Origin of the sequence: Paracoccus solventivorans, from assembly GCF_900142875.1 — a bacterium.
Classification (GTDB): Bacteria; Pseudomonadota; Alphaproteobacteria; order Rhodobacterales; family Rhodobacteraceae; genus Paracoccus; species Paracoccus solventivorans.
Genome location: NZ_FRCK01000016.1, coordinates 1 through 19,389 on the forward strand (window position 1 = coordinate 1; position 19,389 = coordinate 19,389).

Below are 19,389 nucleotides of genomic sequence, written 5' to 3' on the forward strand. Positions count from 1 at the left end.
ACCGTGATAATCTCCGACATGACCGCTCCCCTTTGTGGATCGTTGCAGACCCACCTTGGCACATCAGATGCCGTCGGGGGGCGGTCACATCATCAGAGCCATCGGCGGCATCACACCTGCCATGAAACTGAAAATGGCCGCGTAAATTCTACGAATACACCCCGTCAAAAAGGGGGAGATTACCCATTTCAGCGGGGTGAATGCCAATTGCCTCAAACCTTCGATCCGGTCAATAGGCCTAGATCCGGAAAACCTGACCGGCGAAGGCAACAAGCTAAACCTCTCCACCGGCGACGTCCGCCCAAAGGCATGGCGCGACATCTGGGGCTGCGGTCAGGGTATCGGAGCGGTTCACGCGGTGACGACAACGGCGGACTACGTCGACCGCCTCGGCCGGGAATACCGTGCCGCGAAGGACGCGCTCTGCGGCTGAGCGCGGGCAACTTTGAGCAAACCCGTTTCGGTCAAGACAGTCATATCAGCCGGATTTGGTCGCCCGCCTTGCGATCTGCCCGGAAAATCAGCGCGGTCCGGGTCCGCGCCTCATCCGTCCTTGTCGTTGACGATCAGATCGGCATTCTCCGGCAACTCCGGCACCACGCTCACCGCGTCGGCGCGGATCCTGGAATGCGACTTGAAGGCCTCGGCAGCGGCGATGATTGCGGCCGAGGCATCGGCACCGTCTTCCAGCACAAGCGAGATGCGGATCATGTCGCGTTCGTTCTCGCGCGTTACCACGGCCTGCGCGGCCTTCACGCCGGGCGAGCCGATGACGACCTCCTCGATCACGCGCGGATAAACGAAAATCTCGCGCACTTTGACCGCTGCGCCGACTCGGCCCTGCAGTGCGGAAATCCGGCTGACGGTGCCATCAGCGTTGCTCCCCAGCGCAAAAGCGCTGTCTCCGGTGCCAAACCGAATCATCGGCCAGGTGGCATCGCGCGCGGTCACAACAACCTCACCCGGTTCCCCGTGAGCGACCTGTTCTCCACTGACCGGATCGCAGATCTGCACAACGCGGTCGGGATGAACCAGATAGCCATCGCCGCCATCCTCATAGCCGACAAGGCCCAGATCCGCAGTGGCATAGGCAGCCCAGGTCGTCACGCCATAGTCTGCCTCGATCCGGCGGCGCTTGGCCATCCAGTCGCCCATCTCACCACCGAGGAAGGCCGTTTTCACCTTCCAGGCGTCGCGGCCATAGGTTTCGATCACCTTGTCCGCCAGCGTCAGGAAAAACGCGGTGGATGCGCAGATCGAAGTGACGCCGGTTTCGACGATGATCTGCGCCTGAAGCTCGGTATTGCCGACGCCGCCGGGAATTACGGTGGCCCCGGCGGCCTGTGCCGCTTCGTCGAACAAAAGCCCCGCCGGCACGAGGTGATACATCCAGGTGTTCAGAATGATGTCGCCCGCACCCACGCTGGCCGATCTGAATAGAAGGTCCAAGCCGTGGCCACCGCCGCCCGAAAGCGACGGCTCGAAGATCGGGCCGGGCGACACGTAGATCCGGCCGACATCCTTTAGATCGGCAGCGAGAAACCCGCCGAAGGGCGGATTGGCGCGCTGGAGCTTGAGAAGCTCTTCCTTCTTCATCACCGGCAGCCGTGACAGATCTGCCAAGGACCTGACGGCCGCCGGATCGAATCCGGCAGCCGCAAATCGTGATTTCAGCCCAGATGCCCTTTCGGCTGCGGCGGCATAGGCTTGAGCTATGTCCTTGTAGATGTCTTCAGACATGATCATGCCTCCCTCTTCAGTCGTGGCTTAAAGCGGGCAGTCCTTGCGGAAGTTCGGCGCGCGCTTCTCGCGATGCGACAGTACCCCTTCCTTGACGTCTTCGCCCATGAACCCGAGCATTTCAAGCGCAGTCGAGGCATCGAAGATCGGGCCAGCCTGGCGCAGCCAGTTGTTCAGCGAATATTTGGTCCAGCGGATCGCGCTTTGCGAGCCGTTGGCGAGCTCGACGGCCGTATCCAAAGCGATTTGCTGCAACTCGTCATCTTCGACGCACATTGACACTAGGCCGATGCGCTCGGCCTCTTCGCCCGAAACCGGCTTACAAGTCATCAAATAGTATTTCGCCTTGGCCATCGAGGTCAGCAATGGCCAGATGATTGCCGCGACATCGCCAGCGGCAACGCCCAGACGCGGGTGACCATCGACGATCTTGGCCTTCTTACCGGCGATCGAGATGTCGGCTAGGATGGCCACCACAAGGCCGGCACCGGCGGCAGGGCCGTTGATGGCGGAAATAATCGGCTTGTTACAGTTGATGATGTTGTAGACGAGGTCTTTGGCCTCTTTCCACGTCTTCATGATCTCGTACGAATTGCCGATCATGTTTTCGATCAGGCTGAAATCGCCGCCGGCCGAGAATGCCTTGCCCGCGCCGGTGACTATGACCGCATTGATGTCGGGGTCACGATCGATATCGATCCACATATCTGTCATCTGAGTGTGGGTTTCCGCATCTACGGAATTGAAAGTCTCAGGGCGGTCGAACGTGATGCGCAGGACGCGATCAGCCGGGTAGTCGAATCTCATCTTGTGATATTTTGCGTAACGATCGGACATGGTTCTTTTCCTCCTCAGGGTATTAGGTTCAGTCAGGCAATCCGAGAACGGCCTTGGACAGGATGTTTCGCTGGATCTCGTTCGACCCTCCATAGATCGTCGTCGGTCTGGCCTTGTAGAAACTCGCAAGGACATCGACGCTTACATTGCCGACCTGAAGCGGGCCGACGGTGCCGCCATCGGGTCCGGCTGCCTCGATCATCAGCTCGGTGATGCGCTGAAAGCACTCGGTCACCCAGATCTTGAGCATCGAGACATCGGCGCCCAGCGTTTCGCCGCGCTTCAGTTGGTCGGCGAAACGGGAGTAAAGCGCCGCGTGATCCTCGACATCAAGCGCGGCTTGCGCAAAGCGGTCGCGGAACACTGGATCGTCAAAAGCGCCACGGCCCCGTGCGAAGCTCTCAAGCTGCCCCAACGCGTTCTGGGCCAGGCTGGGCGAGCCGATGAAGATGCGCTCGAAGCTCAGGAGCGCCTTGGCCATGGTCCAGCCCTTGTTCAACTCGCCCACGAGGTTTTCGCGGGGTGTACGGGCATTGTCGAAGAAAACCTCGCAAAATTCCGTTTCCCCCGAAAGCGTGGTGATCGTGCGCACCTCGACACCGGGTTGATCCATCGACGCAAGGACAAAGCTGATTCCCTGTTGTTTTTTGGGCGCGTCCGGATCGGTGCGGACCAGCATGAAGATGTGCGTGGCGTCATGCGCCATCGTGGTCCAGATCTTCTGTCCGTTTATGACAAAGTCGTCGCCGTCAATCTCTGCGCGTGTGCGCAGGTTGGCCAGATCGGACCCGGCACCGGGTTCCGAATACCCCTGGCACCAGATGTCTTCGCAACTGAGGATTCGCGGCAGCCAATAGTTTTTTTGTTTCTGAGTGCCGAACTTGATGATCAGGGGGCCGACCATCTGCACACCCATGTCTCGACCACGATTGACACCCCAGCGCTGCTGCTCTTCGTAGAAGATCAGCAGCTTGGCGGCATTCAGCCCCATACCGCCGTATTCCGCGGGCCAGGCCGGCGCAACCCATCCCTTGGTGTGCAGCTTGCGATGCCAATGTTCAATCTCGGCGAACTTGGGGCGGTGCGGCAGATGGCGCAGCTCTTCGGGGTACTCGGCCTCGAGGAACCCGCGCACCTCTTTGCGGAATTCCGCATCGCTCATTGCGTTCCAGTCGGTCATTGTGCGGCCCCCTCTTCTTCGCGCGCGTCAAACCAGATCCGACGGTGATAGGCGTCGTCGCCCAGCCAGGCCGACAGCACCAGCGCCCGGTTCAGATAAAGCCCGATATCGAATTCATCGGTGTAGCCGACCGCGCCGTGCAGCTGGATGGCGTCGCGGGTGACTTTCCTGGCGGCCGTGACCGCCCGTGCCTTGGCCCGGCTGGCCAGACGTGCGCGGATACTTGCGTCCGTTTCGCCATCCATCCGCATCAGAACTTCGCGCACTGCGGCCTGCGCGACCTCGCACATCACGTTCAGGTCGACGGCGCGGTGCTGGATGACCTGGAAGGATCCGATCGGCTTGTTGAACTGCTCGCGCGTCTTGATGTAGTCGAGCGTAATCTCGAAGGCGCGCTGGCTCAGGCCGACAAGCTCGGCTGCGGCAAGCGCCGTTGCGTCGGCCACAGCCTCGGACAGCGCTCCCTGAACCGCGGCACCGCAGGCCAGCTCCGCAGCCGGCGTTCCTGAAAAGGAAAGCTCGCCCAAGGAACTGCCATCGGCCTGCGCCCGCCTGGTCGTAACAAGCCCATCCGCGCTGGCCTCGGCCAGAACTAGAACCGGGCCACCATCTGCTTCGGCTACAACAAGGAAATCCTGCGTTCCTCCCGCGCCAACCACCCAGGCCTTGCCGCCGGTCAGCTTTCCGTCCGCATACCGGCAAGTCGCATCAGCGGAAGCGCCGCCCGGACCACGTTCCTGCCAGGCAACCGCCAGCGATGCCTCGCCGCCGATAAGCTGTTCCAGCTTCGGATGCTCCGGGCAAAGGCGGCGCAGAAGGCCTAGGCCAAGACCAATCGTCGCCACGACCGGTTCCGGGGCGATCACGCGGCCGACCTCTTCGGCGATAACGCCACCGGCAGCCAGGCCCATGCCAAGCCCCCCCTGTTCTTCGGGCACGGCCACGCCAAAAACACCGGCTTCGCCCAATTCCCGGACCATATCCGGGTCAAATTCGCCCCCGGCATCGCGGAGCTTTCGCGACCGTCCACTTCCGCCCGCGCGGTCAAACAGCGTGCGCGCGCTTTCGCGCAGCAGGCGAAGGTCTTCTTCTTGTTCGCTGGATTGCATATCAACCTGTGTCATTTCGTTTTCGCTTCATCATCAATGGGACGTCAGCTGAAAGAACCACCTCGCCCTTGGGGTTCCTGACGCTGAGCGTATAGTGCAAGACACCTCGATCGGGCTTGCTTTTGGACGGCGTGACCGAGTTGATAGTCATTTCGATATCGAGGGGTTCATCCGGGCGGACAGGCAGCAGCCAGCGCAGATTCTCGAAGCCCATGCCGCCGATATTGGCCACATTGACCATCAATTCCGTCACGACAGGTTTGAACACCTCAAGCGCGGTCTGAAATCCCGAGGCGATCAGGCTGCCATGTATCGCGGTCGCATAGTCTTCGTCGGTGTGCAGCCGCTGCGGGTCCCACTCCTGGGCAAAGGCCTTTATGGACTGTGCGCTCATCGGGGCGCTGCGAAAGTGAAAGACTTGGCCCGACTCGAAATCGTCAAGATATTTCAAGCGGCCCCCTCCTTTGCGAAACCGGAATCATACCCGCTCGAATCTTTGGAGATTCTCACCCGGTTGAACTCTTCCAGTTTCGGGTAGGTTTCCTTGAAGGCCGTCAGGAATTCCGTCATCGGCGCATCGACATGAAGACCCCGGTCGTTCACATATTCCATGTGGCGCTGGTCCTTCTCGTCGAATTCGTGGAAAAGAGCATCGTGATAGCCGTCAAAAACCAGAGGCTTGACCCCGAATCTTTCACACAGCTCTATGTTGAAAGCGGGTGTGACCTTATAGGATTCACCACCCAGCCACAGTTGAACATAACCGTGATAGATAAAGAGATCGGTCCCCATCAGCTCCTGCAGCTTGGGAGTATTCAGGTGGTTGCGCACATCCGCGAATCCCAAAGCGGCGGGGATACCGACGGCGCGCAGACAGGCCGCAAGTAGGATTGCCTTGGGGACGCAGAAGGCTGCCTCCGCCCCGGCGATCCGGCTGGCACGATAAGAATCTTCATCCAGCGCAAAACAATACGGGTCGTAACGGATATCGTCGCGAACCGCTTCGAACAGGCGGATTGCCTTATCTCGATTGGTCGCGTCCACAGGAAGATCGCGCAAAGCCGATGTGATGAAACCCTGCACTTCGAGGCTGTCGCTCTCGACAAAGTGCGCGGGCAAGACAAAGCGCGCAGCTTCTGTCGGCAGGTCGTCGTGGGGTTGGGCCAATGGACCTCTCCATTTTTTTTTCTAACAAATGTTAGAGTACAATCTGAAAACCTGCGGGTCAACGAATTTCATTGTGTTTTTCGCAAGTCCTGGCCAAAGCGGGTATTATCTTCCCCCAATGCCGCAGCACGTCCGGCCGAACTCGCCGCAGAACGGAATTCCGGAGCAATTGGCAGCGGCAGCGCCGGTACCTCCCGACCAGAAATGTTCAGCTTTCGCTCGAATACGCCTCGCGCGATAAAATGCGGATCGGCCGCAGCTTCGGCGGGCGTTTTCACGACGGAACAACAACAGTCCGCAGCGGCCAGCAAAGACTCCCAATGGGTCGAGGGATGGTCGCCCAGACGACGCGCCACTTCCGCAACACTGGCATTGGGGTCGGACCAGTCATCACGAAGCTCCTGCGGCAGGCCGATGACATCGCAGAACAACTGCCAGAACTTTTCCTCGATCGCCCCGACGGCGATCTGACGGCCGTCCGCCGCGGTATAGAGACGATAGCGCGCTAGGCCGCCGGTCAGACGGCTGCTGCCGCTTGCGATGTCATTGCCGGCGATCACGCCATCTGCTTGGGCCCAGTAGGCAAAGGCAAACGCCCCCTCGGACATGGCGATATCCAGATGCGTTCCCTGACCGCTTGCCTGCCGCGCAATCAGGGCCAGCAGGATATTGACCACCGCCGGATAGGTTCCGCCCCCGATATCAGCGACCAACCCGAAGGGCATGGTTGGCTGCTGATCCGGTCCCCGGCTCAGCGACAGAATCCCCGCATCGCCCACATAATTGAGATCGTGCCCGGCAGTCGAAGCCTTCGGGCCGGTCTGTCCATAACCGGTGATCGAACAATAGATGAGACCGGGATTGATCTCGCGCACGGCCTCGTATCCCAGACCGAGCCGGTCCATCACTCCGGGGCGAAATTGCTCTACCAGAACATCGGCCTTTTCAAGCAAAGGGCGCAGAACATTCATTGCGCCCTTTGACTTGAGGTCGATTGCCACCGACCGCTTGCCGTGATTCAAAACAGCGAAGCCAATGCTCTCCCCGTCTATTTTCGGCGCGGTCAGGCGTGCGTCCTCACCCGTGCCCGGACGCTCGAACTTGATAACCTCGGCCCCGGCTTCGGATAACATGAGCGTGGCCATCGGGCCGGGAAGAAGGGTGCTGAAATCCAGCACCAAGATATCCTTGAGCGGCTGTGTCATCCTCCCTCCCTCACGCGAAACGCGCAGCCCCATTGTTTAGAACCACCACGTCGCGGGCCGGGATCGAAGCGCGGAACCGGGCCTCGCCACCCTCTTCCCAGATCTCAAACCGCACGGTCTCGCCGGGATAGACCGGGGCGGAAAACCGCACGTCCAGCCCGACAAGCCGGGCGGCGTCATAATCGAGCAGCGATTTGAGGATCGCCCGCGCCGCCAGACCATAGGTCGCAAGGCCGTGCAGGATCGGGCGGTCGAACCCGACCGAACGCGCCACATCCGGGTCGGCATGAAGCGGGTTCATGTCACCGCTAAGGCGGTAAACCAGCGCCTGGCGCGGCAGTGTTTCGATATCGCAGACATGATCGGGCGCGCGGTCGGGCAAGGCCGCCGGGGCCGGGCCGGGCCTGTTTTCGCCACCGAACCCACCATCGCCACGGCAGAAGGCCGACATCGCCACGCGAGCCAGCTTTTCGCCGCTATCGGCATTGATGATGTCGCGGCTCTGGTAGATGACGGCACCTTTGCCCTCGCCCTTGTCGGAAATAAAGTCGATCCGGCTGCGGCCGATGATGTTGCCGTTCACCGGCAGCGGCTTGTAGATGTCTAGCCATTGTTCACCATGCAGCACCTTCTGCCAGTTCACGCCGGTCTTGGGGTCGCGCAGCCAGAAGCCCGGGTACCCCATCGTGACCGCCATTGAGGGAACCGCCCTCAGCCCAGCTTCATAGACAAAGGCCAACTCTTTCCTGTCGGTCGGATCCTCGCCAAACCCGAGGCCGAGCGCATAAAGGATCGTATCCCGATCGGTCAGTGTCTGCTCGATCTCTTCGAAGTCCCAGTTCGATAGCGCGTCGAAATCCAATGGCATGATCTTTCCTCCCTGGTTTGTTCTTAGAGGGTGTTTTGCGAACCCAAGATTGCCGTGACCTGACTGGACAGCACACCGCCGTTCCCATGGGCCAGCGCCAGGTCGACATCCCTCAACTGAATGCCGGGCGCATCGCCACGGATCTGCCGCGCCGCCTCGATCACGGTGAAAATGCCATACATGCCGGGGTGCACACAGGACAGACCCCCACCATTGGTATTCACCGGCAAGACCCCGCCCGGCGCGATGCGCCCGCCCTCGACAAAGGCGCCGCCCTCGCCCTTGGCACAAAAGCCGAGATCTTCCAGAAACAGGATCGTATTGATGGTGAACGCATCGTACAGCTCGACCACCTGAATGTCAGCGGGCGACACGCCAGCCGCGTCAAAGGCGCGTGCGCCCGACTCGCGAGCGGCGGTCACGGTGAAATCCTTCATCTGCGATATTTGCCGGTGCGAGCTTTCCGCCGCGCTGCCCAAAACGTAAACCGGGGCCTTCGGGAAGTCCTTGGCGCGGTCGGCGCGCACCATCACGATCGCCCCGCCGCCATCGGTGACAAGACAACAATCGCGCACCGTCAACGGATCGGCCACCATACGCGCGCCCAAAACATCCTCAAGACTCAGCGGGCCGCGCTCGAATGCCTCAGGGTTGTGCTGCGCCCAAGCCCGCGCGGCCACGGCCACATCGGCCAGCTGTTCGCGGGTGGTGCCAAATTCATGCATGTGCCGTGCCGCCGCCATCGCATATGCGGAAATCGGATAGCGCGGATTATACGGCGCCTCATAGGCGGGCGGGCGCGATGCCGTCACAAGCCTGCCCGACGCGGTGCGCTGGTTGGAGCCATAAACGATCAGCGCCACATCACACAGGCCGGCCTCCAGCGCCATTGTGGCGGAGGTCAAGTAATTCACGAAGGACGAACCGCCCGTCATGGTGCCGTCGATGAACCTGGGCTGAATACCCAGATATTCGGCCGCCATCAGCGCCGGCATGCTGTCTTCCATCATGGTGCAGAACAGACCGTCCACATCAGACAGCTTCAGCCCCGCATCGCCAAGCGCCGCAAGCGCGGATTGCGCCATGACATCATAGGCCGTAAGCCCATGCGCCTCGCCAAAACCCGCGTGCCCGGTTCCCACAATGGCGGATTTTCCCCGAAGTTTGGGTGTCATGGCCTATACCTCCGCCGGTTTGAACAACACGGCCGGTTGCCCCTCGGCCCCGCCCACGAAGGCGGTCACGACCATGTCGATGACAATGTCACGGGGGGCAATGCCCTCGACTCGGCTCATCATCCGAACGCCTTCCTCCAGTTCCACCACGCACACGTTATAGTCGCCGCCGCGCTCGAGCTTCTGACGCACGACAGTGGTAGTATGGACCCGGCCCTTACCGCTGGCGGGATGCCAAGAGATCGCGGTCCCATGGCAGTGCGGACACAAGACCCTTGGAAAGAAATGATAGGCTCCGCAATCATCGCATCTGGGCAGCACGATCTCTCCGTTTGTCAGCGCGCGTTGGAATATCTGGTCTGGTCCTGTGGCGTCCGGCACCGGCATTCTCCTCAAATGGCCCATTCCTGGTTAATCGTATTGATAATGTTTCTAACATCTGTTAGATTCTGTCACGCTCCTAGGATCACGTGAGAGAACGCCATGTCAAGTTCAAATTCAGCGCCCCTTTCCGGCAAGCTCGTCATCGCGCTCGAACAGGCGGTGGCGGCGCCTTTTTGCTCTTCGCGGCTTGCCGATGCCGGTGCGCGGGTGATCAAGGTCGAACGCAAGGGCGTGGGCGATTTCGCGCGCGCCTATGATACTGTTGCCAACGGCGAAAGCGCCTATTTTACATGGCTGAACCGGGGCAAGGAATCGGTCGCACTAGACATCAAAGCAGCAGAAGATCGCGATATCCTGCTGAAAATGCTGGAAAACGCGGATGTGTTCATCCAAAATCTTTTGCCGGGCGCCCTTGCAAAGCTGGGTCTGGATTCGACGACCTTGCGAGAGAAGTTCCCGCGGCTTGTGACCTGCGATATCACCGGATACGGTGAAGACGGCCCGATGCGCAACGCCAAGGCTTATGACCTTCTGGTGCAATGCGAAAGCGGCCTGGCATCGGTGACCGGCACGCCGGACGGTCCGGGGCGGGTTGGCGTGTCGGTCTGCGACATCGCCACGGGCATGACAGCTCATGCCGGGATCTGCGAAGCGCTGATCGGGCGTGAGCGCTCCGGCACAGGCAGCGGCGTTTCGGTGGCCATGTTCGACGTGATGGCCGACTGGATGTCGGTTCCGCTGCTCTATCACGACTATCTTTCCAAACCGACGCCCCGCGTCGGTCTTAACCACACGATGATCTGCCCCTACGGCGCCTATGAGTGCAGGGACGGCCAGCTTATCGTGATAGCCGTACAGCACAGCGGTGAGTGGGTGAGCTTTTGCGACAACATCCTTGGGGATACCGCCCTGGCAACCGATCCACGTTTTCACGACAACTCGACGCGGCTGCTGAACAAGCCCGCGCTCGAAGCGCTCATCAAGGCCGTGTTCGCCTCTCATGACCGCGCCGGGATGCTAAAGCGGCTTGACGCGGCGGGCATTGCATACGGGGCGGTGAACGATGTGGCGTCCCTGTCCGACCACCCCCAACTCGACCGGTCCGTCATCAGCACGCCATCTGGCGAAATCAACGTCCCTGCGCCCCCGATCCGGCGCAGCGTCGGAGAGACGACACTTGGCCCTTGCCCGGCTTTCGACGCAGACGGCAAAGCCATCCGCACCGAGTTCGACCCTCGTCATAAAACAGGATACGCGCGTAAATGACCGCTGCGCAGAAACCCGCGATCCTTGATGGCGTGAAGATTGTCGATCTTACTTCTGTGGTTTTCGGGCCTTTGGCCACGCAAATGCTGGGCGATCTGGGGGCCGATGTGATCAAGGTGGAAAGCCCCGAGGGAGATCTTTTGCGCCAGGTCCAGCCGTCCCGCAACAAGCTGATGGGTGCCGCCTTTCTGGGTGCAAACCGCAACAAACGCAGCGTCATTCTAGACCTCAAGACGCCAAATGATCGCGATCGGCTGCGCAAGCTGCTGGCCGATGCCGATGTGATGATCTCCAGCATCCGGCCCGCGGCGCTTGCCAGATTGTCCCTTGACCCCGAAACGTTGCGCCGCGAGAATCCGAAACTGATTACGGTATCCGCCACCGGCTTTGGGCAGGACGGGCCCTATGCGGCCAAACCTGCCTTCGACGACATCGTCCAATCGGTCTCGGGGATGGCCAGCTTGGCATCATTGCGCGATCCCGAAGCTGCGCCGGCCTATGCCCCGACGATCCTTGCCGACAAGCTTGGCGGCGTCACTGCGGCCTATGCTGTCATGGCCGCCTTGTTCCATCGTGAGCGCACGGGCGTGCCCCAGCATGTCGAAGTGCCGATGTTTGAAACGCTGACGTCGTTCCTGCTGACCGAACATATGGATGGTGCCACATTCGAGGACAACCCGCAAGATTTCGGCTATGCCCGCATGCTTGTCCCTCATCGCCGCCCGGTTCAGACTTCGGACGGGTTTATCACTATTCTGCCCTACACCAACGTACAATGGGCACGCTTTTTCAAGGCAGTCGGGCGGGATGACATGCTCGGCCACTTGTGGGTGACCGACATGGACACCCGCAGCCGCAACATAGGCGCGGTTTACGATATGGTGGCGCAGCTCGCGCTGACACGGACCACAAAAGAATGGCTTGCCCTGATGGAGCAGGCCGATATTCCCGCCATGCCAGTCCGAAACCTGTCAGATCTGCCCAGCGACCCCCATCTTGCCGCCACCGGTTTCTTTCAGCAGATTGCTCATCCAACGGAAGGTGCCATTTGGACAACACGCCCGCCGGTTCGATTTTCGGCAACCCCGGCGCGACACGACCACCGACCAGCCCCTCGGTTGGGCGAGCACAGCGAAGAGATCTTGGGCCCGGCCGAAGAGTAACCCCACCCGGACCGATCAGACATCCAGCGAACGAGCGATCAGTTCGTTCATGATTTCGTTGGTGCCGCCATAGATCATCTGCACCCGGCTGTCGGCGTAAAGACGCGCGATCGGGAATTCCATCATGTAACCGTATCCGCCATGCAGTTGCAGACATTCATGCATGACTTCGTTCTGCGTCTGACTGCCCCACCATTTCGCCATTGACGCGGTGGCAGCATCAAGCTCGCCAGCCTCTATTCGGGCAATGTCGTCATTGACGAAGCTACGCAGCAGTTCGGCTTTGGTCTTGCATTCCGCCAGTTTGAACCGGGTGTTCTGGAAATCCATGATCCGCTTGCCGAACGCCTTGCGATCCTGAACGTATTTTACGGTCTCATCGATCGCGAAGTCGATGAAACCAAGCGCGGTGATTCCGACATCAATCGCTCCCAGGGCAATTGCTTCATCAGCTGATAGAACCCCTGCCCTTCCTCAGTACCTAGCAGGTTGGCTGTGGGCACGCGGACATCCTCAAAAAACAGCTCGGCCGTGTCAGAGCCCTTCATGCCAAGCTTCTTTAGGTTCCTCCCACGCCGGAATCCTTCTGCTTCCTTGGCCTCCAGAACGATCAGCGACACACCCTTGGCCCCTGCGCTTCTGTCCGTCTTGGCCACCACTACGACTATGTCGGCGGTATGACCGTTGGTTATGAAAATCTTCGACCCGTTGATCTTGTAGTGATTGCCGTCTCGTTCTGCATAGGTCTGAACGCTCTGAAGGTCCGAGCCGGTGCCCGGTTCTGTCATGGCGATAGCGGCGACGCTTTCGCCGCTAATCAACCGCGGCAGCCACTTTTTCTTTTGCCCTTCACTGCCGTAGGTGTTCAGATAGTGAATTACGATGCTCTGGATGCCGTAACCCCAGCCGGTATCTCCGGTGCGCCCTTGTTCATAGACAGTGATCGCGTCAAACCCAATACCGCCCCCGAATCCACCATACTCCTCCGCAATGGATCCGCCCATGACGCCCTGCTCGCCGACGACCTTCCAGAACTCTCTGTCGACGATGCCTTGTGACGCCCATTTGTCGACATTTGGCGCCATCTCGGCATCAAAAAGTTTGCGGGTACTCTCCGCGAACATCTTGTGTTCATCGGAAACCCAGTTTGGGGAGTTCTTGATCAGAGACATGTTTTTTCCTACAAAGGCGACTTGATCTGTTGAAATCTATCAGGTGTCTTGTCTTGAAAATGAGGAGGAACAGGTTCAACAGATTAAGCAAATATCCTCCCAAGAGCCGGTTCCCCTACTGGTTGCTCCCGTTCATGATAAGCTCCGCGCAAGGCGGACCTTTCAAACGCTGTGCGCCCCGAATCAACTGAGTTTCTCGATCAATTCCGGCACCGCGGTGAAAAGATCCGCGACAAGGCCATAGTCGGCAACCTGGAAGATCGGGGCTTCTTCGTCCTTGTTGATGGCGACGATGATCTTGCTGTCCTTCATGCCGGCAAGGTGCTGGATCGCACCCGAGATGCCGACCGCGACATAAAGATCGGGGGCCACGACCTTGCCTGTCTGTCCGACCTGCCAGTCGTTGGGCGCGTAGCCCGAGTCAACGGCGGCACGGGATGCACCGACGGCGGCACCCAGCTTGTCGGCCAGTTTCTCGATCAGGGCGAAGTCAGCTTCCGAGCCGACGCCGCGCCCGCCCGACACAACCACGCCTGCGCTGGTCAGTTCGGGGCGGTCCGAGGCGGCCACCTTGTCTTCGACCCATTCGGACAGGCCGGGGTTGTCGCCCGTGGCAATCGCCTCAACCGAGGCAGAGCCGCCCATCGGGGCCAGATCGAAGGTCGAGGTGCGGATCGTCATGACCTTGACGCTGTCAGTAGATTTCACGGTCTGGATCGCGTTGCCCGCATAGATCGGACGCTCAAACGTGTCTGCATCGACCACGCCCACGACATCGGACAGGATCATCACGTCCAGCAGAGCGGCGACGCGCGGCATGATGTTTTTCGCATCCGTCGTGGAGGGGGCCACGATATGCGAATACTCCGAGGCCATGCTGGCGATCAGCGCGGCGACGGGTTCAGCCAGACGGTGCCCATAGAGCGCGTCTTCGGCGACAAGCACCTTGGAGACGCCTGCAATCTTGGCCGCCTCATCCGCGGCGGCCTTGGCCGATGCGCCGGTGCAGAGCACGGTCACTTCGCCCAATTGCTTGGCCGCAGTGACGGCCTTGGCGGTGGCGTCCAGCGCCAGCGTGCCGTCGGTTACTTCACCAATCAGAAGAACAGCCATTATACAGCCCCCACTTCCTTGAGTTTCGCCACAAGCTCATCGACCGAGCCCACCTTGATGCCTGCCGCGCGCGCTGCGGGTTCCGTGGTCTTGACCACAGTCAGGCGCGGGGTGACATCGACGCCGTAATCGGCGGCGGTCTTTTCATCGAGTTGCTTTTTCTTGGCCTTCATGATGTTCGGCAGCGATGCATAGCGCGGCTCGTTCAGGCGCAGATCGGCGGTGACGATGGTGGGCAGTTTCACCTTGATCGTCTGCAGGCCGCCATCCACTTCGCGCGTGACCAGCGCATGATCGCCCTGAATGTCCAGATGCGAGGCGAAGGCCGCCTGTGACCAGCCCAGCAGAGCGGACAGCATCTGACCGGTTGCGTTCATGTCATTGTCGATGGCCTGTTTGCCCGCAATCACCAGACCGGGGTTTTCCTCGGCGATGACGGCTTTCAGGATCTTGGCCACGGCCAGCGGTTCGATGTCGTTGTGAACATCGTCCGTAGCCACGACCAGAATGGCGCGGTCGGCGCCCATGGCCAGCGCGGTCCGCAGGGTTTCCTGCGCTTGCTTGACGCCGATGGAAACCACCACGACCTCATCAGCCTTTCCCGCTTCCTTCAACCGGATCGCCTCTTCCACCGCGATCTCGTCGAAAGGGTTCATGGACATTTTGACATTGGCGAGATCGACACCGCTTCCGTCCGCCTTGACGCGAACCTTCACGTTGTAGTCGATCACACGTTTGACAGGCACGAGTACCTTCATTGGCGTGGTCTCCCTTGAGTTCTTCGATATGGTTTCGACCGACTTATCGGTCCGTGAATTGTGGTTTGCGCTTCTCCGAAAACGCGTTCATAGCTTCGGGAAAGTCATGCGCGCACAGCAGAACACTTTGGCAGTCACGCTCGATGTCCAGAGCCTCAAGATAACTACATTCCGCCGACGCGCGCATCACACGCTTGGCGGTTTGAACGCCGAACATCGGATGCTGTGCAATCTCGCGCGCGATCTCAAGCGCGCGGGCCTCGACCTGTCCGGCCGGCACACATTCCTCGACGACGCGCAGGTCGCGGGCGGTGCGCCCGTCGATCTCGCGCCCCGTGAGAACAAGCGTCCGCGCCACGCCCGCGCCGGCGCGTTGCTGAAGAAGCCAGCTCGACCCGGTGTCAGGGCAGCCGCCGACACGGGCAAAAACCTCGCACAGCCGGGCATCTTCGGCCGCTACGACGATATCCGCCGACAGGGCCAGGCTCAGGCCGGCACCGAAGGCGACACCGCAGACGGCGGAGATCAGGGGTTTCCGAAAGAGATACGCGGCGCGCCCGCCATCATGAACCTTGTCCACCATTTCCGATGTGGCTCTCGCGCCTTTGGCAATCTCAGACTGAAAGCCGACCAGATCCCCACCGCTGCTGAAATAATCGCCACCGGTCATGACAACTGCGCGTAGCGTGTCGTCCCGCTCCGCCTGCCGCAGGCATGCTACGAGATCCTCGACAAACCCGATGCTGTAGGGGTTACGTTTCCCGGGCTGGGTAAAGCGTAGGATGCCGATAGGGCCGTCCCGGTCTAGGCGCATCAACTCGGTCATGCCAATCTCCTTCAGGTTCCGGTCCACACCGGGGCGCGCTTTTCGGCGAATGCTCTGGGGCCCTCGATTGCGTCATTGCTGGCGTAAACGACCTCGTGCAGGCGCTTACCTTCTTCCAGACCGCCTGCGCAGCCCAGATCCATGGTGGCGCGAACGCCGCCTTTGGCGGCGATCACGGAAAGCGGCGCGCCCCCGGCAATCCGCTTGGCGAGATCCAACGCCCGCGCGCGCACCGCGTCCGGCGTATCCTCGAGATAATTGGTGAACCCGTAATCATGCAGACGCTCAATCGGCATCAGATCGCCGGTCAGAAGGATTTCCATGAGAATGGGTTGCGGCAGCATCGACAGCGCCGGCGCCGCCCAAGGCGACCCCCGGCCAATCTTCACCTCTGTAACACCAACCTTTGTTCCCTTGAGGCCGACGCGCAGGTCGCAATTGAGGGTCAGCATCATGCCCCCCGCCATCAGCGATCCGGTCATCGCGGCGATGATCGGCTTCTTGCAGGCGCGCATGGTTTCATGAAACGGGTCACGCATTTTCGTCAGAATATCGACCCCTTCATCACGCGCTATCTGCGAAGCTTCCTTCAAATCCAGCCCGGCACTGAAGACACCGCAATCGGTCGAGGTAAGTATCGCCACGCGGACGGTGTCATCCGCTCCGATTTTCTTCCAAGCATCTGTCAGCCCGTTCGTTGCGTCCACAGACAACGCGTTCTTGCGTTCGGGCCGATTGATACAGACGGTCGCGATTCCGTCTTCAATTGTAAGCTTGATCGGGCTCATGGTTTCCACTTCGTTTCTCCAGCATCGTTTTAACTTGAACACGCGGTTGTTGCTCCCCCGCGACATGATCGCCACGGGGGAGCTGCCATCTATTCGACAGTGAACTTCGCCGAGCTTTCCTTGATCACTTCCCACACCACATCGATGTAGTCCGCGCTCCAGTCGGTCAAAGGAACCCAGTTTGCCCCGTCCCATTGTTCAATGCGTGTCTTGCCACCGCCACCGTGATCCTGGGGCGTTACGGTCACAGGGGCCATCAAGCCATTGGCGTCGAAGTTTTCTATCGCCTCGTAGCCCGATTTCATGCTCTCGGGCGTCAACGGCCAACCGTTCTCCTGGATCGCAAGCCGAGCAGCTTCGAAACCCGTCGTATAGACCGCAAGGCCGAGATTGTAGTATACGTCACGAACCAGGCTTTCCGGCCCACTTCCCTTTCCGTTTGCATAGTAGGTGTCGAGCATCGTCTTGACGATCGGCACGTCTTGCCCGCCGGCCACGTTAGTCCCGCGCAAGACACCTTTTGCCTCTTCCGCGCCGATGTTATTTATATCGACCTCGTTCATCCAGTTCACCGACAAGTAGCGGTCGATTGGGAAACCGTTACGACGCATTTCCTTGGACGCAACAGCATGCCCACCGGCCAATAGCCAGCTGATCACATAGTCAGGCTTGTCTCGGCGAATCTTGCTCCATGCGCCGGACTGATCCGACCCCGGCAGCGGAACCGGATAGAGCTCCAGTTGGAAGCCTTCCTTCTCGGCAAGCGTCTTAAGAATCTCGATCGGCTCCTGCCCGAAAGGATAGTCCAGATAGATGAAGCCGATCTTGGCATCGCTCAGATCGCCCCCCATTTGGCCCTTGATGAAGGCAACATCGTTCGCCGCCTGCTGCCAATAGGTCGGACCGACAGGGAAGACCCATCCGAAAACCTCGCCGTCGACTGCGTCACCACGGCCGACGAAAGATTGCATCAAAATGTTGCCATCCTTCATGGCACGCGGCAAAGCCGCGTTCGTGACCGGCGTAGACAGGAAGTTGTAGATAAAAACGCCCTCACGCTTCAGCTGCTCATAGCATTCCACGCCCCGCTGCGGCTCATTGCCGTGATCGCGCACGATGATTTCAACCGGGTGCCCCTCGATGCCACCGTTTTCATTGGTGTACATCGCAAGATCTTGGGCCGCCTGTGCGACCTGTGGCGTAATGAATGCGTATGACTTGCTGAGGTCAAAGCAGAGGCCGAACTTGATCGGCTCATTTTCCTGAGCTGATGCCATCGCCCCGCTGGTTGCCAACGCAGCGGCGATGGCAATAGTCCATACTTTCCGTTTGGTTTTCATGTTTCTCTCTCCCGTTGTTGAACGCAGGGCTCATAGTTCCAATACTGATTCTCAGCCCCACGCATTTTGCGTTCAGTTGCCATTCTTCATTCCCCGTACTTCGAAGAACTTTCCCTAACGACGTCCCAAACAACTTCTCCGTACGCCGCGATCCAGTCAGTCTGCGGAACCCAGGTTTCGCCATCCCACATCTCGATACGCGTCTTGCCGCCGCCGCCGTGATCCTCGGCTGTGACCGTGATTGGTGCCATCAGACCGTTGGCGTCGTAGTTTTCCAGCGACTCTAGGCCCTTTTTATAGGATTCCGCCGTGATCGGCATCCCCTCCAGGTCTGCGGCCCTGCGGGCAGCCTCGAAGATGATCGAATACATCGCCAGACCTGTGTTGTAATAGACGTCCTGCGTGTTCACGAGCGGACCGGAGCCCTCTCCCTCGTCATAAAGTTTATTGATGATCTCCAGACGCAGGGGCACGTCCTGACCACCCACGACATTTGTGCCGCGCTTGAGCCCGGTGGCGGCCTCGGCGCCAATATTGGCGATGTCGACTTCATTCAGCCAGTTTACGGAAATATACTTGTCCATCGGAATGCGATTGCGTTGCATTTCCTTCGAAGCGACGACATGCGCACCACCAAGCATCCATGAGATCACATGGTCGGGATTGTCACGACGCATCTTCGACCATGCACCGGATTGATCGCTGCCCGGCAGCGGCACGGGGTAAAGCAGTAGTTCGAAACCCTCTTTCTGCGACAGCGTTTTCAGAATCTCGATCGGCTCCTGCCCGAACGGGTAGTCGAAATAAATGTAGCCGATCTTGACGTCCGAGAGATCGTCGTCATGTAGCTGTTTGATATATCTGATATCGTTTGCCATCTGCCCCCAATATGTCGGGCCGACGGGATAGACCCATTCGAAAACGGTTCCATCCACCGCATCGCCCCGACCCACCAGTGACTGCATCAGAATCCGCCCATCTTCCATAGCGCGTGGCAGGATCGCCAAAGATACAGGCGTCGACAGCGTGTCGAAGACGAAAACCCCTTCCCGGCTCAGCCTGGAATAACACTCGATGCCGCGCTGTGGCTCGTTTCCGTGATCACGAACGATAACCTCTACCGGCTCTCCACCGATACCACCCTGCATGTTGATCAGCTTCGCCACATCCATCGCCGCCTGCGACACCTGAGGCGTGGCGAAAGTATAGGCCTTGCTAAGATCATAACAAACCCCGACCTTGAATGGCTCCGCCAGAGCCAGTGTTCCGGCCATCTAGCTCCCCATCATAGAAAAAAC

Annotated in this window: 18 protein-coding genes and 1 pseudogene; 2 read left to right on the forward strand and 17 right to left on the reverse strand. The window is 59.7% G+C overall.

Going from position 1 to position 19,389, the window contains the following annotated elements; genetic code table 11:
• Nucleotides 1-543 precede the first annotated feature (543 nt).
• From BUB57_RS15765 to BUB57_RS15810, 10 genes are all read right to left on the reverse strand, one after another.
• Nucleotides 544-1,740 carry a phenylacetate--CoA ligase family protein gene (locus BUB57_RS15765; protein WP_234952122.1) on the reverse strand — a complete coding sequence of 399 codons (1,197 nt, stop codon included), beginning with the start codon at nt 1,738-1,740 and terminating at the stop codon, nt 544-546.
• A gap of 27 nt (nt 1,741-1,767) precedes the next feature.
• Nucleotides 1,768-2,577 (reverse strand): enoyl-CoA hydratase/isomerase family protein, encoded by an 810-nt coding sequence (locus BUB57_RS15770; RefSeq protein WP_073068788.1) that lies wholly within the window; start codon nt 2,575-2,577, stop codon nt 1,768-1,770.
• A gap of 28 nt (nt 2,578-2,605) precedes the next feature.
• On the reverse strand, nt 2,606-3,757 hold the full coding sequence (locus tag BUB57_RS15775; protein WP_073068790.1) for an acyl-CoA dehydrogenase family protein: 1,152 nt from the start codon (nt 3,755-3,757) through the stop codon (nt 2,606-2,608).
• Complete coding sequence (locus BUB57_RS15780) at nt 3,754-4,881, reverse strand: acyl-CoA dehydrogenase family protein (protein WP_073068792.1); 1,128 nt, start codon at nt 4,879-4,881, stop codon at nt 3,754-3,756. Before BUB57_RS15780 ends, BUB57_RS15775 begins: the two co-directional genes overlap by 4 nt.
• Nucleotides 4,868-5,317, reverse strand: coding sequence for a MaoC family dehydratase (locus tag BUB57_RS15785; RefSeq protein WP_073068794.1), 450 nt, complete (start codon nt 5,315-5,317; stop codon nt 4,868-4,870). The genes BUB57_RS15780 and BUB57_RS15785 overlap by 14 nt, the downstream gene beginning before the upstream one ends.
• Entirely contained in the window at nt 5,314-6,033 is a 720-nt protein-coding gene (locus tag BUB57_RS15790) for a transglutaminase-like domain-containing protein (RefSeq protein ID WP_073068796.1), read from the reverse strand. The genes BUB57_RS15785 and BUB57_RS15790 overlap by 4 nt, the downstream gene beginning before the upstream one ends.
• A 68-nt stretch (nt 6,034-6,101) precedes the next feature.
• Nucleotides 6,102-7,238, reverse strand: a complete 1,137-nt coding sequence (locus BUB57_RS15795) for a CaiB/BaiF CoA transferase family protein (RefSeq protein ID WP_073068819.1) — start codon at nt 7,236-7,238, stop codon at nt 6,102-6,104.
• Nucleotides 7,239-7,248: 10 nt separating this feature from the next.
• Entirely contained in the window at nt 7,249-8,106 is an 858-nt protein-coding gene (locus BUB57_RS15800; protein WP_185968604.1) for a MaoC/PaaZ C-terminal domain-containing protein, read from the reverse strand.
• 23 nt (nt 8,107-8,129) lie between these two features.
• Nucleotides 8,130-9,281 carry a thiolase gene (locus tag BUB57_RS15805; protein ID WP_073068800.1) on the reverse strand — a complete coding sequence of 384 codons (1,152 nt, stop codon included), beginning with the start codon at nt 9,279-9,281 and terminating at the stop codon, nt 8,130-8,132.
• Between the two features lie 3 nt (nt 9,282-9,284).
• Complete coding sequence (locus BUB57_RS15810) at nt 9,285-9,668, reverse strand: Zn-ribbon domain-containing OB-fold protein (RefSeq protein WP_073068820.1); 384 nt, start codon at nt 9,666-9,668, stop codon at nt 9,285-9,287.
• Nucleotides 9,669-9,764: 96 nt separating this feature from the next.
• Here BUB57_RS15810 and BUB57_RS15815 point away from each other — a divergent pair, with 96 nt between their 5' ends.
• Both BUB57_RS15815 and BUB57_RS15820 read left to right on the forward strand, forming a co-directional pair.
• Nucleotides 9,765-10,931, forward strand: coding sequence for a CaiB/BaiF CoA transferase family protein (locus tag BUB57_RS15815; RefSeq protein WP_073068803.1), 1,167 nt, complete (start codon nt 9,765-9,767; stop codon nt 10,929-10,931).
• Complete coding sequence (locus tag BUB57_RS15820) at nt 10,928-12,094, forward strand: CaiB/BaiF CoA transferase family protein (RefSeq protein WP_073068805.1); 1,167 nt, start codon at nt 10,928-10,930, stop codon at nt 12,092-12,094. The genes BUB57_RS15815 and BUB57_RS15820 overlap by 4 nt, the downstream gene beginning before the upstream one ends.
• A 15-nt stretch (nt 12,095-12,109) precedes the next feature.
• Here BUB57_RS15820 and BUB57_RS15825 read toward each other — a convergent pair.
• The 7 genes and pseudogenes from BUB57_RS15825 to BUB57_RS15855 form a co-directional block, all read right to left on the reverse strand.
• Nucleotides 12,110-13,266 (reverse strand): annotated as a pseudogene (locus BUB57_RS15825) (acyl-CoA dehydrogenase family protein).
• 183 nt (nt 13,267-13,449) lie between these two features.
• Nucleotides 13,450-14,379 (reverse strand): electron transfer flavoprotein subunit alpha/FixB family protein, encoded by a 930-nt coding sequence (locus BUB57_RS15830; RefSeq protein ID WP_073068807.1) that lies wholly within the window; start codon nt 14,377-14,379, stop codon nt 13,450-13,452.
• Nucleotides 14,379-15,137 carry an electron transfer flavoprotein subunit beta/FixA family protein gene (locus BUB57_RS15835; protein ID WP_073068809.1) on the reverse strand — a complete coding sequence of 253 codons (759 nt, stop codon included), beginning with the start codon at nt 15,135-15,137 and terminating at the stop codon, nt 14,379-14,381. Before BUB57_RS15835 ends, BUB57_RS15830 begins: the two co-directional genes overlap by 1 nt.
• Before the next feature lie 43 nt (nt 15,138-15,180).
• A complete protein-coding gene (locus BUB57_RS15840; protein ID WP_073068821.1) occupies nt 15,181-15,963 on the reverse strand; it encodes an enoyl-CoA hydratase/isomerase family protein in 783 nt (260 codons plus the stop codon).
• A gap of 11 nt (nt 15,964-15,974) precedes the next feature.
• Nucleotides 15,975-16,751 (reverse strand): enoyl-CoA hydratase/isomerase family protein, encoded by a 777-nt coding sequence (locus BUB57_RS15845; RefSeq protein ID WP_073068810.1) that lies wholly within the window; start codon nt 16,749-16,751, stop codon nt 15,975-15,977.
• Nucleotides 16,752-16,840: 89 nt separating this feature from the next.
• Nucleotides 16,841-18,091 (reverse strand): ABC transporter substrate-binding protein, encoded by a 1,251-nt coding sequence (locus BUB57_RS15850; RefSeq protein ID WP_073068811.1) that lies wholly within the window; start codon nt 18,089-18,091, stop codon nt 16,841-16,843.
• Nucleotides 18,092-18,177: 86 nt separating this feature from the next.
• A complete protein-coding gene (locus tag BUB57_RS15855; RefSeq protein WP_073068812.1) occupies nt 18,178-19,365 on the reverse strand; it encodes an ABC transporter substrate-binding protein in 1,188 nt (395 codons plus the stop codon).
• Nucleotides 19,366-19,389 lie beyond the last annotated feature (24 nt).

What these genes read in the sequence shown, in the direction of transcription:
- BUB57_RS15765 (WP_234952122.1), bottom strand. Translation starts at nt 1,740, where the DNA reads ATGTCTGAAGACATCTACAAGGACATAGCTCAAGCCTATGCCGCCGCA.
- BUB57_RS15770 (WP_073068788.1), bottom strand. Translation starts at nt 2,577, where the DNA reads ATGTCCGATCGTTACGCAAAATATCACAAGATGAGATTCGACTACCCG.
- BUB57_RS15775 (WP_073068790.1), bottom strand. Translation starts at nt 3,757, where the DNA reads ATGACCGACTGGAACGCAATGAGCGATGCGGAATTCCGCAAAGAGGTG.
- BUB57_RS15780 (WP_073068792.1), bottom strand. Translation starts at nt 4,881, where the DNA reads ATGACACAGGTTGATATGCAATCCAGCGAACAAGAAGAAGACCTTCGC.
- BUB57_RS15795 (WP_073068819.1), bottom strand. Translation starts at nt 7,238, where the DNA reads ATGACACAGCCGCTCAAGGATATCTTGGTGCTGGATTTCAGCACCCTT.
- BUB57_RS15800 (WP_185968604.1), bottom strand. Translation starts at nt 8,106, where the DNA reads ATGCCATTGGATTTCGACGCGCTATCGAACTGGGACTTCGAAGAGATC.
- BUB57_RS15805 (WP_073068800.1), bottom strand. Translation starts at nt 9,281, where the DNA reads ATGACACCCAAACTTCGGGGAAAATCCGCCATTGTGGGAACCGGGCAC.
- BUB57_RS15810 (WP_073068820.1), bottom strand. Translation starts at nt 9,668, where the DNA reads ATGCCGGTGCCGGACGCCACAGGACCAGACCAGATATTCCAACGCGCG.
- BUB57_RS15815 (WP_073068803.1), top strand. Translation starts at nt 9,765, where the DNA reads ATGTCAAGTTCAAATTCAGCGCCCCTTTCCGGCAAGCTCGTCATCGCG.
- BUB57_RS15820 (WP_073068805.1), top strand. Translation starts at nt 10,928, where the DNA reads ATGACCGCTGCGCAGAAACCCGCGATCCTTGATGGCGTGAAGATTGTC.
- BUB57_RS15830 (WP_073068807.1), bottom strand. Translation starts at nt 14,379, where the DNA reads ATGGCTGTTCTTCTGATTGGTGAAGTAACCGACGGCACGCTGGCGCTG.
- BUB57_RS15835 (WP_073068809.1), bottom strand. Translation starts at nt 15,137, where the DNA reads ATGAAGGTACTCGTGCCTGTCAAACGTGTGATCGACTACAACGTGAAG.
- BUB57_RS15840 (WP_073068821.1), bottom strand. Translation starts at nt 15,963, where the DNA reads ATGACCGAGTTGATGCGCCTAGACCGGGACGGCCCTATCGGCATCCTA.
- BUB57_RS15845 (WP_073068810.1), bottom strand. Translation starts at nt 16,751, where the DNA reads ATGAGCCCGATCAAGCTTACAATTGAAGACGGAATCGCGACCGTCTGT.
- BUB57_RS15850 (WP_073068811.1), bottom strand. Translation starts at nt 18,091, where the DNA reads ATGAAAACCAAACGGAAAGTATGGACTATTGCCATCGCCGCTGCGTTG.
- BUB57_RS15855 (WP_073068812.1), bottom strand. Translation starts at nt 19,365, where the DNA reads ATGGCCGGAACACTGGCTCTGGCGGAGCCATTCAAGGTCGGGGTTTGT.